This window comes from Herbaspirillum sp. (genome assembly GCF_035644555.1).
Lineage (GTDB): Bacteria > Pseudomonadota > Gammaproteobacteria > Burkholderiales > Burkholderiaceae_D > Herbaspirillum.
In genome coordinates, this window is sequence record NZ_DASQOH010000070.1 from 174,211 (window position 1) to 189,681 (window position 15,471).

8 protein-coding genes are annotated in these 15,471 nt (G+C 63.8%); all 8 read left to right on the plus strand.

Features of this window, described 5'->3' with window-relative positions:
• The first annotated feature begins 158 nt into the window (after positions 1-158).
• Genes VE092_RS19745 through wecC form a run of 8 tightly spaced genes read left to right on the plus strand, consistent with a single transcriptional unit; the run spans position 159 to position 15,416 of the window.
• Complete coding sequence (locus tag VE092_RS19745; protein ID WP_324879694.1) at positions 159-7,775, plus strand: SDR family NAD(P)-dependent oxidoreductase; 7,617 nt, start codon at positions 159-161, stop codon at positions 7,773-7,775.
• On the plus strand, positions 7,772-9,094 hold the full coding sequence (locus VE092_RS19750) for an aminotransferase class I/II-fold pyridoxal phosphate-dependent enzyme (RefSeq protein WP_324879695.1): 1,323 nt from the start codon (positions 7,772-7,774) through the stop codon (positions 9,092-9,094). Before VE092_RS19745 ends, VE092_RS19750 begins: the two co-directional genes overlap by 4 nt.
• Before the next feature lie 48 nt (positions 9,095-9,142).
• Positions 9,143-10,312 carry a polysaccharide biosynthesis/export family protein gene (locus VE092_RS19755; RefSeq protein WP_414653515.1) on the plus strand — a complete coding sequence of 390 codons (1,170 nt, stop codon included), beginning with the start codon at positions 9,143-9,145 and terminating at the stop codon, positions 10,310-10,312.
• Complete coding sequence (locus VE092_RS19760) at positions 10,313-11,128, plus strand: ABC transporter permease (protein WP_324879697.1); 816 nt, start codon at positions 10,313-10,315, stop codon at positions 11,126-11,128. It begins immediately after the preceding gene.
• Complete coding sequence (locus VE092_RS19765; RefSeq protein WP_102661757.1) at positions 11,125-11,787, plus strand: ABC transporter ATP-binding protein; 663 nt, start codon at positions 11,125-11,127, stop codon at positions 11,785-11,787. The genes VE092_RS19760 and VE092_RS19765 overlap by 4 nt, the downstream gene beginning before the upstream one ends.
• A 5-nt stretch (positions 11,788-11,792) precedes the next feature.
• The gene (locus VE092_RS19770) at positions 11,793-12,950 is read left to right on the plus strand and encodes a chain-length determining protein (RefSeq protein ID WP_324879698.1); all 1,158 of its coding nucleotides are present in this window, start codon (positions 11,793-11,795) and stop codon (positions 12,948-12,950) included.
• A 17-nt stretch (positions 12,951-12,967) separates the two neighbouring features.
• The gene (wecB, locus tag VE092_RS19775) at positions 12,968-14,101 is read left to right on the plus strand and encodes a non-hydrolyzing UDP-N-acetylglucosamine 2-epimerase (RefSeq protein ID WP_324879699.1); all 1,134 of its coding nucleotides are present in this window, start codon (positions 12,968-12,970) and stop codon (positions 14,099-14,101) included.
• A gap of 52 nt (positions 14,102-14,153) precedes the next feature.
• On the plus strand, positions 14,154-15,416 hold the full coding sequence (gene wecC / locus VE092_RS19780) for a UDP-N-acetyl-D-mannosamine dehydrogenase (RefSeq protein ID WP_324879700.1): 1,263 nt from the start codon (positions 14,154-14,156) through the stop codon (positions 15,414-15,416).
• The last annotated feature ends 55 nt before the right edge of the window (positions 15,417-15,471 follow it).

Here is a 15,471-nt window from a genome sequence, read left to right on the forward strand (position 1 = left end):
TTACAAGTAAACATCGTAATTCATCGGGATGTTTGTGATTATTTACTGAATACTTCGCCGCCTGATTAAGTGAACTATCTTCACTGCATAGTGGATTCGGAGGTCAAGGGGGCGTTCGAGCTTACGGGGGGGCAGGGAAGAGCATCTTCGGGGGAAGCATGGCTCAAGGCATAACGAGCGACGGCGCTAAGCTGCCACACGGTATCGACCAGCAGGCCAGCGGCAGCCGGTCCATTCCCTTTTCCTGCGCTCCTGTCGCCATCGTCGGCATGGGCTTTCGTCTTCCCGGTGATCTCGGCAACGAAAGCGAACTCTGGGCGGCACTGAAGGCCGGCCGCGATCTCGTGACCGAGGTGCCGGCCGATCGCTGGGCGACCGATGAACTGCAGCATCCGACCCGTGCCGAACCCGGGCGCAGCATCACTTTCGCCGCTGGTGTACTGAGCCGCGCCGACCAGTTCGATGCGGAATTCTTCGGTATCTCGCCACGCGAGGCCGCCTGGATGGACCCGCAACAGCGCCTGCTGCTGGAGCTGACCTGGGAGGCCCTGGAGCATGCGGGCGTCCTGCCTGCTTCACTGGCCGGCAGCGATTGCGCGGTGTACGTCGGCATTTCCAGTCTCGATTACGGCACCCGTGTGCTGGACGATCTGTCCAGTCTGGGGGGGCACATGATGACCGGTAACACCATGAGTGTGGCCGCCAATCGTATCTCCTACGTGTTCGACCTGCATGGCCCATCGCTGGCCGTGGATACCGCCTGTTCCTCTTCGCTGGTCGCGCTGCATCACGCTTGCGTGGCATTGCAGACCGGGCAGGCCTCCACGGCGTTGGTGGGCGGAGTCAACATGCTGATGCACCCCTATCCCTTCGTGGGTTTCACCAAGGCCGCCATGCTCTCCGCCGACGGTCGCAGCAAGGCCTTCGACGAATCCGGCGACGGCTACGTGCGCGCCGAAGGTGGCGCGGTGCTGCTGCTCAAGCCGCTGGCCCAGGCCGAGGCCGATGGTGACGAGATACTGGCTGTCATCCGCGCCAGTGGCGTCAACGCCGACGGTTCGCGCAAGACCGGTATCACCATTCCCAGCCGCGACGGCCAGGTGGAGCTGATGCGCAGTGTCCTGGCGCGCAGCGGACTGGCCGCCGGCGATATCGATTTCGTCGAGGCGCACGGGACCGGTACCTCGGTGGGCGATCCGATCGAGGCGGCCGCCATCGGGGCCGTCTACGGCGCCGGAGCGGGACGTGAACAGCCTTTGCCCATCGGTTCGGTGAAGGCCAACCTGGGTCATCTCGAAGCAGCCTCTGGCATGGCCGGTCTGGTCAAGACGGTGATCGCGCTGCGTCAGCGCGCCCTGCCGGCCAGCCTGCATCTGGATACCCCCAATCCCAGGATCGATTTTGCCGGCCTGAAGCTGGCATTGCTGACCGAGTACACCGAACTGACTCCGCGGAATGGCCGCACCCTGGTCGCCGGCCTGAATTCATTCGGGTTCGGCGGCGCCAATGCCCATGTGCTGCTGGAAGCCGGCCCGCGGCGGGCCACCGGGGCCGCCGTGGCATCGCCGGCCAGCAGGGGCCTGCCGCCTCTGTACCTCTCGGCCAGAACCGACGAGGCCTTGCGCCAGCTGGCTGCACGTTACGCACGCTGGCTGGACCAGGAAGTTGCCGATGAATGCTGCTATGACATCGCCTATGCCAGTGCGACCGGCCGCCAGCGTCTGGCGCGCCGGCTGGTGTGCCGGGCCGCCACGCGCATCGAACTGGTCGCCGCACTGCAAGCGTTTGCCGAAGGTCGGACGGTATCCACCATCGTCTGCGAAGACGCACCCGCCGAAGCCGGCGATATTGCTTTCGTCTATTCCGGCAACGGCGCGCAATGGATCGGCATGGGTCGTCGTTTGTGCGAGGAAGTCCCGCGTTTCCGACAGATCATCACTGATCTGGATGCCCGCATGCAGGTTTTGCTCGGTTATTCCATCCTGGCCGAACTCTACGCGAATGGCGCGCAGGCGCGCCTGGACGATACCGAAGTGGCACAGCCGCTGCTGTTTGCCGTGCAGGTCGGCGCCACCTTGCTGCTGCGGGAGCAGGGCGTGGAACCCGCCGCCGTGACCGGACACAGCGTGGGCGAAGTGGCGGCGGCATGGGCCTGCGGTGCACTCAGCCTGGATCAGGCCTTGCAGGTGGTGGTCATGCGCAGTGCCGCTCAAGGCAAGACCCGCGGCACCGGCCGCATGGCCGCCGTCGCCCTCGGCCAGCAGGAGGCACAAGAAGCTATCGCCGCCATCGGCGGTGACGACGTGGTGGTGGCCGGCATCAACAGTCCCGGCAATGTCACGCTTTCGGGTTCGCTTGAACAGTTGCGTCGTATCGAGGCCTGGCTGCGTCCGCGTGGTGTCTTCTTCCGCCTGCTCGATCTCGACTATGCCTTCCATAGTCACGCCATGGACCCTGTGCAGGAGCTGCTCACCGAAAGTCTGCGTAGCCTGCAACCGGGCGCTTCCGATCTGGCGCTGTTCGTCTCTACGGTCAGCGGTGAGGAACTGCAAGGCGCCCAACTCGATGCCGACTACTGGTGGCGCAACGTCCGGGCGCCGGTGTTGTTCGACCAGGCTATCCGGGTTCTGGCGCAACGTCATTGCCGTGTCTTCATCGAAATCGGTCCGCATGCCATCCTGCAGCGCTACATCGCCGAATCGCTGCAAGGCGCCGGGGTCAAGGGCAAGGTACTGCCCTTCCTGCGCCGCCAGAACGACGGCGTGGACTGCCTCATGGAAACGGTAGCGCGGGCCGAATTACTGGCGCGCTCACCGAAGCTGCAGCATCATTTCCCGCAGCCCGGACGCCCCGTGCATCTGCCGTCCTACCCCTGGCAACATGTGCGTCACTGGCACCCCAGCACCAGCGAAGGGCGCCGCGCCAACACCAGCCGGCGCGAGCATCCGTTGCTCGGGTGGTCCCTGTATGACGGCCATGTCTGGGAAAACGTGCTGGACGCCAGCATCCTGCCCTGGCTGAAGGATCATCAGGTCGGTGGTGCGGTGGTCTTCCCCGGGGCCGGCTACACCGAGATGGCGCTGGCCGCCGCCCGGCAATGGCTGGGTGCGCGAGGGGCCAGGCACTATCTGCTGGAAGAGCTGGATATCCTGGCTCCGATGCTGTTCGATCAGGATCAGGCGCGCACCTTGCGCCTGAGTCTGAACGAACGCGATGGCAGCTTCGTCATCAAGAGCAAGCCCCGGCTGTCCGATGACGAATGGACGCTGCACGCCAGCGGCCGCATCCTGAGCCCGGGCAAGGGTAGCCACGCAAGCACCATCGCTGTTCCTGCCAACGGCAGCGTCATCGACGCCGGTCAGCATTACGCTTTCACCGCCGCTGTCGGGCTGGAATATGGTCCGGCTTTCCGCGGCTTCAGCCAGGCCCGGTTGGCCGGACACTACATGGAACTGAGCCTGTGCGTACCAGACGCGCTGCAGGCCAGCCTGTCCGATTACCTGCTGCATCCCGCGCTGCTGGACGTCTGCTTTCAGGCTCTGGTCGGCTTTTTCGGAGAAGAGATCCGGGCCGCTCGTGGGCGTGCATTCTTGCCGGTCAAGACCGGACGCATCGAGGTATTCGCCGCGCATCGGCCGCAGCGTGCCCGTTTGCATCTCAAACGCGTCAGTACGCGTGCCGCCCTGGCCGATATCGAACTGCATGACGCGGCCGGTGAACTGGTGGCTCGCCTGAACGATTGCCGCTTCCGTGCCGCGCCGTTGGTTCAGGGCACGGGTGGCGCGGTCAGCCTGTGGCAGACTACCGCCCGCCTCGCACCGCGCGCCGATGGCGCCGACCAGGCGCTCATGCAACCGTCGCTGGCCGTCACCACGCTGGCTGCCGGCATCCGCCAGACGCTGGCACAACTGGCGACCCGGCGCCACTCCTGGTTCAACGAAAACCTGCCACTGCAGGAAGCGCTGGTGATGGCCTTCCTGTACGAAGCCGTGCGCGATGTGGTCGATCCTGTCGTGCTGGAATCCAGTTCCTATGGACGCTGGGTACACCAAGTGCTGAAGGCCGAAGGTCTGCTCAATCGCGTGGGCCAGGCGTGGCAGCTCACTACCGACCCGGGGCTGCCTCCGGCGGCCGAGATCTGGAAGCTCTTGCTGATCCAATCTCCACAGAGCCTGCCACAGCTCTTGCTGGCCGGCCGCGTCGGTCTGCACCTGCCGGCGCTGCTGGCCGATCCGTCGCGGCACGAGAGCTTCTGGGTACAACTGGTCCACATGCCTGCAGTAGAGACCCAGCTCGACAGCGATCCGCTCTATGCCGGTACGACCCGGGCTATCGAACAGCTGCTGTCCGATCTCGCGCGTGACTGGCCGCCGCAGGCCGCCTTGCGCATCCTCGAGATCTCCGTCGGCTACAGTGACGTGGCACACCGTTTCGTGCAATCGCAAGCCGAGGGGCGTCTGCAATACACCCTGGCACTGGCCGATGAACAGGCCATGCAACGGCACCAGGCCGACCTGTCGGGCCAGCCTGGCCTGAGCCTGGCGTGGCTGGATGCCGACTGGAACCTGCAGAGCGAGTCAGCGCTGCCGCAAGCCTACGATGTGGTGTTGCTGCGCCACAGCCTGAATCTTGCCGCCCAGCCGCAGCAAGTACTGGAAAAACTGCGTGGCCAGATGGCGTCGGCCGGACTGCTGGTGGTGGCCGAGCGCCACCCCGACCTGAGCGCCGATTTCATCGAAGGCCTGCGGCCGCGCTGGTGGCATGCCGCGGCCGAGCAGGCGGATGCCGCGCGCGCACCTCTTTCTTCGCTGACTTCGCCGACCGAATGGGAAACCTTCCTCACCCGTGCCGGATTGAGCGATGTGGAGTGCCTCAGCGAACCCGAGGCCGCTGGCCGCGCCGCCTATCTGCTGCTGGCGCGTCATGCCGCCCCGGCCGCCCAGCCCGTTTCGCCGCTGGCCGGTCCGGCCCGCCGCTGGCTGCTCTGGTTCGACGATGCCTCGGCACTGATGACCGAACATCTGCGAGCCTGCCTGATCGCGCGGGGCCAGCAGGTCGATTGCACCACCGACCTGAAGCGGGTCTTACACAACGATGCAGATCACGTGGTCTATCTGCGCGGCTGGGCTGGAAACATCGACACTGCCGGCTGCCGCGTCAGCGAATTGCTGGATGTCACGCCGTCGCTGATGCGCGCCGTCCACGTACCGCGCCTGTGGGTCGTGACCCGGGGTGGTGCGTTGGCGCAGGGACTGCCCGCGCAGTACCTGCACAATCCTGCGCAAGCGGCCGTGTGGGGCGCCATGCGGGTGGCGATGAACGAATACCCGGATCTGCAGATCACCCTGCTGGACACCGACAGCGGTGCCGATCAACAGGAGGATGGCGCGCGTCTGGTCCAGGAGTTGCTGGCCCCCGACGGTATCAACGAAATCCTGCTCAGTGGCGCGGCGCGCCGGTCCCTGCGCTGGGAGCCGCGTGAGCCGGGCGGCACGACTGCGTCGCCGTCCTCGCGCGAGCAGCGCTTCCGTCTGGACTTCAAGGTACCCGGCCAGTTGCGTAACCTGCAGTGGTTCGCGCTGCCGTTACAGCCGCTGGCCGATGACCAGATCGAAGTCCGCACGATGGCCGCCGGCCTGAATTTCCGCGATGTCATGTACCTGATGGGACTGCTGCCCGACGAAGCGGTCGAAAACGGCTTTGCCGGCGCCAGCCTGGGGCTGGAATTCGCCGGTGTGGTCACCCGGGTAGGTGTGGCCGTGACCGATCTGCAGGTCGGCGACGAAGTCATGGGCTTCGGCAGCGCCTGCTTCTCCAGTCATATCGTCACCCGCCGCGATGCGGTGGCGCGCAAGCCTGCGCACTGGAGCTTCGAATCGGCGGCCACGGTGCCCACCGTGTTCTTTACCGTCTATTACGCCCTGCGTCACCTGGCCGACCTGGCTGAAGGCGAACGCGTACTGATCCACGGCGGTGCCGGCGGGGTCGGTATCGCTGCCATCCAGCTGGCCCGTCACCTGGGCGCTGAAGTCTTTGCCACCGCCGGCAGCGAAGAAAAGCGCGACTTCGTGCGCCTGCTCGGAGCCGACCACGTGTTCGATTCGCGCAGCCTGGACTTCGTCGACGACATCATGGCAGCGACCGGCGGCGAGGGGGTGGACGTGGTACTCAATTCGCTGGCAGGCGAGGCCGTACGTCGCAACTTCTCGGTGCTCAAGCCCTTCGGTCGTTTCCTGGAGCTGGGCAAGCGGGACTTCTTCGAGAACACCCCGATCGGCCTGCGCCCGTTCAAGGACAACATCAGCTACTTCGGCATCGATGCTGATCAGTTGCTGACCGGGCGCGCTCGCCTGTCCGGACGCCTGTTCGCCGAACTCATGGCGCTGTTCGACGAAGCTGTGCTGGCGCCCTTGCCCTATCGTAGTTTCGCCGTGCCGCACATCGTCGATGCGTTTCGTACCATGCAACAGGCGCGCCACATCGGCAAGGTGGTGGTGACGCTGGATCAGGTCCCGGCCCGCATCGAGCCCGACGGTGCTACCCAGCCACCGTTGCAGACTGATGCCACCTGGCTGGTCACGGGCGGTCTGTCCGGTTTCGGTCTGGCCTCGGCCCAGTGGCTGGCGCAGCAAGGCGTGGGCAATCTGGTGCTGGTGAGCCGTCGTGGTGTCGCTACGCCGGGCGCACCCGAGGCCATCGCCGCGCTGCAGGCACAGGGTACGCAAGTCCATGCGGTCGCCTGCGACATCACCGATCGTCACGCGCTGACTGCATTGGTCGACCAGATCGGCCGCACCATGCCGCCGCTCAAGGGCGTATTGCATGCGGCCATGGTGATCGACGACCGCCTCATCGGCAAGCTCGATACCGCAGCCATCGAGGCGGTGCTTCAGCCCAAGCTGCAAGGGGCGTGGCATCTGCATGAGGTGACCGCGGGACTGCCGCTGGAGCACTTCGTACTGTATTCGTCCATTACCACCTCCATCGGCAATCCGGGTCAGGCCAACTATGTGGCTGCCAACGCCGGCCTGGAAAGCCTGGCCGGGCTGCGCCATCGGCTGGGATTGCCGGCCACCTGCATTGGCTGGGGCCCGATCGCCGACACCGGTTATCTGACCCGCAATACCGCAGTACGTGATGCGCTGGAGCAGCGTCTGGGACGCCCGCCGCTATCGGCCCGCCAGGCCCTGGACACCCTTGGCCACTTGCTGGCCACGGAAGGCCTCGGCACTACCCTGGCCGCCGCCAATTTCGAATGGCCGACGCTGTCGCGCCTGCTGGCGCCAGCGACTCGTTTCGCGACGCTGGAGGCGGTCCGCGCCACGCGCACCGATGTGCGCGACGACAGCGACTTCCGCAGCATGGTGGCCGGCAAGTCCGGCCCCGAGATATTCCAACTGGTCAGCCAGCAGGTGGCACGTGAGGTCTCAGCCATCCTCGGCGTGAGCGAAGAGCGTATCGGCCATGAACAGTCGCTGCACGATCTCGGTCTCGATTCCCTGATGGCAGTGGAACTGGCCATGGGCCTGGAGCGCCGCGTGGGCGTGCAGTTGCCGGTGATGATGCTCAATGATGCGCCCACTATCGCCAAGGTCGCCGGCAAGATAGCGGCTCGCCTCGGTGGTGAGGATGCCAGCGAAGACGCATCGGGCACCGATACGCTGGTAGAGGATTTCATCCGCAAGCACGGCGAAGAGGTCAGCGCCGAAGATCGGGCCCGCATGAGCGCCGAGACCCAACGCATGAAGGCGCAAGGCGCGAGGTTGACCACATGAGCAAATTGGAAGGAAGGTCCAAGTCGGACCTGATCGCACGTTTCCTGGGCAGGAACGGCGCCGCCAGCGAAGGCGGCCGCGCTGCCGGTGCCGCTGCGCAGCCGGCGCAGACCAGGGTGTCGCAGGCGTTCACCCGCTTCGACCATCATCCGGGTTACCAGAAGATCCTCGTACCCAAGGTCGCCGCCGATCGCTTTGGCGTACCTAATCCCTTTTTCAAGGTCCATGAAGGCATAGCCGGTGCGACTACCCGCGTCGGCGGACGTGAGCTGATCAACTTCGCCAATTACAACTACCTCGGTCTGAACGGTCATCCGTCAGTCAACCAGGCCGCCAGCGACGCCATCCTGCGCTACGGCACCACGCCGTCGGCCAGTCGCCTGGTCGCGGGTGAACGACCGGTCCAGCAGGAACTGGAACAGGCGCTGGCCGCGCTCTATGAGGTCGAGGACTGCGTGGTCTTCGTCAGTGGCCATGCGACCAATGTCACCACCATCGGTTATCTGTTCGGCCCCAAGGACCTGATCCTGCACGATAGCCTGATCCACAACAGCGTCCTGGAAGGTGCCCGGCTATCCGGTGCCACGCGACGCTCCTTCCCGCACAACGACGCGGCGGCACTGGACGCCATCCTGGCCGAGGTGCGTCCGCGTTTCGAGCGGGTGCTGATCGTCATCGAAGGTCTCTACAGCATGGACGGTGACATTCCCGACCTGCCGGCCTTCATCGACATCAAGCGCCGCCATGCTGCCTTCCTGATGGTCGACGAGGCGCATTCGCTGGGCGTGCTCGGCCAGAGCGGACGCGGCCTGCGCGAGCACTTTGGCATGGCTGGCAAGGATGTCGATATCTGGATGGGCACGCTCTCCAAGACCCTGGCCAGTTGCGGCGGCTATATCGCCGGTGAGCGGGCACTGGTGGAGCACCTGAAGTACGCCGCCCCCGGTTTCGTCTACAGCGTCGGTATCTCGCCCCCGCTGGCGGCGGCTTCTCTGGAAGCGTTGCGCATCATGCTGGCCGAGCCGCAACGGGTGCATCAGCTGCGGGCGCGCACCGGACAGTTCCTGCAGCGGATGCAGGAATACCGCATCAACACCGGCTATGCCCAGGGCTATGCCGTCGTGCCTGTGATCACGGGCAGTTCGATCAAGGCCGGCAAGCTCTCCGAGCAGATGTTCCAGGCCGGCGTCAATGCCCAGCCGATCATTTATCCCGCCGTGGAAGAGAAGGCCGCGCGCCTGCGTTTCTTCTTCTCCGCCATGCACAGCGAAGAGCAGATCACCACCACCTGTGAGCTGCTCAGAAAACTGGTCGGCTGACAGGCCGCCCACAGCGATACCCAAGAAGATATCCAAGCCATGCATTCAATGACCCTCCGGGCGCGTCTTGCCCTTCCCTTTAGCCTGATCGTGCTGCTGGCCGGTTGCGCCACCATGCCAGGCTGGATTCCTACCTCCGGCGCCAGCCGTGCGCAGGTGATCGAAGAGCCTGCCTCAGGCCGCATCGAGGGTATCCAGCTGGTCGATGTGGATGATGCACTGGCGCGCAGGCTGGCTGCCAGCCGCAAACATGAGCAATTCGCCAGACTGTTCGACGGCAAGGCCGATGATCGTTACCTGGTGCGTTCCGGTGATGTGGTCGATGTCACCCTGTGGGAGACCCCACCCGCGGTGCTGTTCGGAACCGTCTCCGCGGACGCCCATGTCAGCGCGACCACGGTGCAGCCGGTCGCCTTTCCTTCGCAGATGGTGTCCTCGGACGGCACCATCGGTATTCCCTTTGCGGGTCGCATCGTGGCCAATGACAAAACCACCGACGAGATCGAGCGCGAGATTGTGCGTCGCCTCAACGGCAAGGCCAATAGGCCTCAGGTGATGGTGCGCGTGGGCAAGAACAATTCATCCAACGTGACCGTGGTGGGCGAGGTCAGCAACAGTGTGCTCCTGCCACTGACGCCGCGTCGCGAACGACTGCTGGACGCACTGGCCGCCAGTGGCGGTGTCAAGCAACCGGTCAATCGCATGGCCATCCAGCTTTCGCGTGCCGACCTGACCGCCTCCATGCCGCTGGACACAATCATCCGCGACCCGCGACAGAACATTGCCTTGCAACCCGGTGATGTGGTGACCGCGTTGTTCCAGTCGCAATCCTTCTCGGTGCTGGGGGCGACCGGCAAGAACGAGGAAATTCCGTTCGAGGCGGCCGGTATTTCCCTGGCCCAGGCGCTGGCGCGCTCCGGTGGACTCAACGATAGCCGTGCCGATGCCCGCGGCGTGTTCATCTTCCGCTTCGAAGATCCCTCCTTGGTGCGCAGCGCCCAGCCGCTGGCCGTGGGCGTGGACGGCAAGGTGCCGGTGGTCTACCAGGTGGACCTGCGCGATCCGGCTTCGCTGTTCGTCACCCAGAACTTCCCGGTGCAGGACCATGACGTGATCTACGTCGCCAATTCGCCGGCCGCCGAATTCCGCAAGTTCCTGAGTCTGGTGGTCTCCGTGGCAGCCCCCAGTGTCACCCTGAACAATGTGCTCAAAGACTAAGTGACCGAATCTTCTGACAATTCACTGGCTCCCCGGCAGCGCAGCGCGCTGTCGGTAACGCTGTCGGTCTGGCATGCGATCTTCCTGCGCGAGGCGCTGGATCGCCTGTTCGACATGCGCGCGGCCTGGCTGTGGCTCATCGCCGAGCCGGTGGTTCACATCGGCTTCATTGCGCTGATCTGGCGTTCGCTGCGCATCCAGACCATTGGTGGTGCCGACCTCGCGGTGTGGACGATGATCGGCATGCTGGGCTTCTTCCTCTACCGTCGCACCGCTCTGCAGGTGAGTTATGCGGTCGAGTCCAACCTGCCGCTGTTTGCCTATCGCCAGGTCAAGCCTTTCGATACCGCCCTCATGCGCGCGCTGCTGGAGGCCTTCCTGATGGCGGTGATCAGTGCCGTGCTGCTGTTGGGTGCGGCGCTGCTTGGACACGACACGCTGGCCGTCGATGATCCCTTGCTGGTACTGCTGTCGGCAGCGGCCTTGTGGCTGTTCGCGCTGGGCTATGGCCTGGTGGCATCGGTGCTCATGGCGCTGGTGCCGGAGAGCGAACATATCCTCAAGCTGCTGATGATGCCGCTCTATCTGCTCTCGGGCGTCATCTTGCCGATGTCGGCTGTGCCTGAGCCTTATCGTGGCTGGCTGATGTACAACCCGGTCGCCAACGGCCTGGAACTGATCCGTCTGGGATACATGGAGAACTACCACGCAGTCGCCGAGACCAGTCTCGACTACCTGTTGATGTGGGCCTTGTCCAGCCTGTTCCTGGGACTGGTTCTGTACCGCCGCTTTGAACGAAAGCTGGTGATGCAATGATCGTGGTCGACGACGTTCACAAGCGCTACATGACGGAGCATGGCGTGGGACGCTGGGTACTGCGCGGCATCAATCTGCGCATCCCTACGGCGAGCAACGTTGCATTGATCGGCGCCAACGGGGCCGGTAAATCGACCTTGTTGCGCATCATCTGCGGCGCTGACCAGCCCAGCAAGGGATCGGTCCAGCGTCAATGCCGTGTGTCCTGGCCGATGGGGCAGGGCGGCCTGGAAGGCACGCTCACCGGACGCCAGAACGCGAAGTTTGTCTGCCGTGTGCATGGCCATCGCAGCGATCTGGCCGAACGTCTGCAGTTCATTCAGGACTTCGCTGAACTCGGGCCGGCTTTTGATGAGCCGGTCAAAACCTATTCGTCAGGCATGCGCTCGCGGCTGCAATTCGGACTCTCGCTGGCCTTCGACTTCGACGTCTACATCTCCGACGAAGTGACTGCGGCTGGCGATGCTGCCTTTCGGCGCAAGGCGGCAGCGGCATTCAAGTCCATGACCAATCGAGCCGGTCTGATCATGGTGGCGCACGACGAGCGCACGCTACGCGATTTTTGCCAGTCCGGCATATGGATCCACGATGGTCGAGCCGACTGGTTCGACGACATTGAAGATGCACTGAAGGCATACAAAGAGACGTTGAACCCATGAGTAACATGCAAGCAGAAAATTCCCCAATCTCCGTCAAGGGCTCGCGCTGGGCGCGCCTGAAACAGGACTGGTTGTCCATCCGCATTTTCGGGAAGCTGATCCGTGTCATCGCCGTCCTGGCCGTGCTGATCAGCCTCTATTGGCTCTTTGTCGCCTCGGACCGGTATGTCTCCGAAGCGACCGTGATCCTGCGCAAGACGGACTCCGCAGCCTCTGCGGCCACCGACCTTTCCGCCGTCACCAAGGGCATGCTGGGCATCAATCGGGCCGATCAGTTCCTGCTGCGGGAATACCTGCTGTCGGTGGACATGCTCAAAAAGCTCGACCAGAAACTGCACCTGCGCGAGCACTACAGTGACAGCGAGCATGACCCCTTCTCGCGGATGTGGCTGGGCCGCGATTCGATCGAGCATTTCCACGCCTATTACCTGTCGCGGGTCAGCGTGGAATATGACGACTACGCCGGGGTACTGCGTATCGCAGTACAGGCATACGACGCCAAGTTTTCCCAGGATCTGGCGCGGGCGCTGGTACAGGAAGGCGAGCGTTACATGAACCAGCTGGGCCATGAACTGGCTCAGGCGCAGGTCGATTTCCTGGTCGGTCAGGTCGATACCGCACGCCTGCGGGTACAACAGACCAACCAGGCACTGCTGCGCTTCCAGAACAGCAAGGGATTGATCTCGCCTCAGACCACGGCCGAGGGCATCAACGCCATCGTGTCCAAACTGGAAGATCAGCGCTCCCAGATCCAGACCAATCTGGCCGCCTTGCCTCGCAACCTCAATCCCGATCACCCCAACGTGGTGATGCTGCAGAACTCGCTGGCAGCGGTGGACCGGCAGATTGCACGCGAACGTGCAAAGCTCGCACAGCCCGAAGGCAAGACGCTGAACTACACGATGGAAGAGTACCAGCGGCTGCAGATGGAGACGGTGTTCGCCCAGGATATCTACAAGGCCGCGCTCGCCGGTCTGGAGCGGGGGCGCTCGGAGGCCACTCGCATGATCGACAAGGTTTCCGTGCTGCAGACGCCCAACCTGCCGGAATACCCGCTGGAGCCGCGCCGCATCTATAACGCCTTCTTCACCTTGCTGGTCGCACTCATGCTGGCCGGCATCCTGAAGCTGCTCGAAAGCATCGTACGCGATCACGTTGACTGACCTAAGGGGGGAATCAGATGAAAGTACTGACTGTTTTTGGAACAAGGCCTGAAGCCATCAAGATGGCACCGCTGGTCAAGCTGTTGGAAGAAACACCTAGCATTGATGCCAAGGTGTGCGTGACGGCGCAGCACCGGCAGATGCTTGATCAGGTGCTCGAACTGTTTGAGATCACGCCAGACTTCGATCTCGACATCATGAAGCCGGGCCAGACCCTGTCCGATATCACCCGTGAAATCCTGGCGCGCATCGAATCGGTGCTACAGGAATTCCAGCCCGACGTGGTGCTGGTACACGGTGATACCTCCACCACCTTTGCCACGACCCTGGCTGCGTACTACCGCAAGATCACGGTAGGTCATGTGGAGGCGGGTCTGCGCACCGGCGACCTGTATTCGCCCTGGCCGGAGGAAGCCAATCGCAAGCTTACCGGCGCGCTGGCGAAGCTGCATTTCTCTCCCACGGACATGTCGCGCCAGAACCTGCTGGTCGAGAACGTGGACGAAGGCAACATCGTCGTCACCGGCAATACCGTCATCGATGCCCTGCTGGCAGTGAAAGACAAGATCGACAGTGACGCCTTGCTGCAGCAGGAATTTTCGCAGCGCTTCGGATTTATCCGCCAGGACGCCCGCGTGATCCTGATCACCGGCCATCGGCGCGAGAACTTCGGCGCCGGTTTCGAACGCATGTGCGGCGCAATCGCTGAACTGGCCGACCGCTATCCGCAGGCTGATTTCGTCTATCCGGTACACCTCAATCCCAATGTTCGCGAGCCGGTCAACCGCATCCTGCAGGGCCTGGCCAATGTCCATCTGATCGAGCCCCTGGATTACCTGCCCTTCGTCTACCTGATGCAGCGCTCGCACCTGATCCTGACCGACTCCGGCGGCATCCAGGAAGAGGCTCCATCGCTGGGCAAGCCGGTGCTGGTCATGCGGGACACCACCGAGCGACCCGAGGCGGTCACGGCCGGTACCGTCAGACTGGTAGGCACCAGCCGCGAGGAGATCATCAATGGCGTGAGCCTGCTCATGGACGACGCCGCAGCCTACCAGGCCATGTCGCGTGCCCATAACCCCTACGGCGACGGTCGTGCCTGCCAGCGGATAGTCGAAGCACTGCTGGCAAGGAAGGCCAGCTTGAACTGAGCGCCGCGTGCGGCGGGTTCCGCGAGTTCCATTTCCAACGAAGGTAAAAGTCATGCAAGCAAGTCAGCAATTCAAGACCATCTCGGTGATCGGGCTGGGTTATATCGGTCTGCCCACGGCCGCGGTTTTTGCCTCGCGCGGGGTGAAGGTGATCGGGGTAGATGTCAACGCTCGTGCCGTCGACACCATCAATCGTGGCGAGATCCATATCGTCGAGCCGGATCTGGACATCGTGGTGCGCGCGGTCGTCACCGAGGGCGCCCTGCGCGCCACCACCGTGGCCGAGCCGGCGGATGCTTTCCTGGTGGCGGTGCCAACACCCTTCAAGGAAGGCTTCGAACCGGACCTGTCCTATATTGAATCGGCAGCCCGTGGCATCGCCCCGGTGCTCAAGAAGGGCGATCTGGTGATCCTGGAATCGACCTCGCCGGTTGGCGCCACCGAACGCATGGCCGAGTGGCTGGCCGAGGCCCGTCCTGACCTGAGCTTCCCGCAGAATGCCGGCGAGGCCTCCGATATCCGCGTGGCGCACTGCCCGGAGCGTGTGTTGCCGGGTCATGTGCTGCGCGAGCTGGTGTCCAATGATCGCGTCATCGGCGGTATGACTCCGGCGTGCTCGGCTGCCGCTGCAGCCCTGTACAAGATCTTTGTCGAAGGCGAGTGTGTCATCACCACGGCGCGCACTGCGGAGATGTGCAAGCTTACCGAAAACTCTTTCCGTGACACCAACATCGCATTTGCCAACGAGCTGTCGTTGATCTGTGACCAGCTCGATATCGATGTGCGCGAGCTGATTGCACTGGCCAATCGCCACCCGCGCGTGAACATCCTGCAGCCCGGTGCTGGCGTGGGCGGTCACTGCATCGCGGTGGACCCCTGGTTCATCGTGCACAGCAATCCGGAACAGGCCAAGCTGATCCGGACCGCACGCGAAGTCAATGACTTCAAGCCGAAGTGGGTCATCGGCAAGGTAGAAGAAGCCATGGCGCAGGCCAGGATGACCGGCGCGGACGTGCGTATCGCCTGCCTGGGCCTGGCCTTCAAGCCGGACATCGACGATCTGCGCGAGAGTCCGGCGGTGGATATCGCTCATGAGCTCTCGTCGCGCTATGCGGGCCAGGTGTCACTGGTGGAGCCCAATATCGAGGCGCTTCCGGCCCAGCTGGACGAGGCCCGCCTGGTCGAGCTCGATACCGCGCTGGCCGAGGCCAATGTGATTGCCGTGCTGGTGGCGCACAAGGAGTTCCGCGACCTGCGTTCCAGACTCAAGCCTCACCAGCGTCTGGTCGACGTGGTCGGTATCACCAGGGCATGAGGCCAGGCCGGACGGCGAACGCGACAAGGTTCGCCCGTCGGCCCCTCCAGAAAGG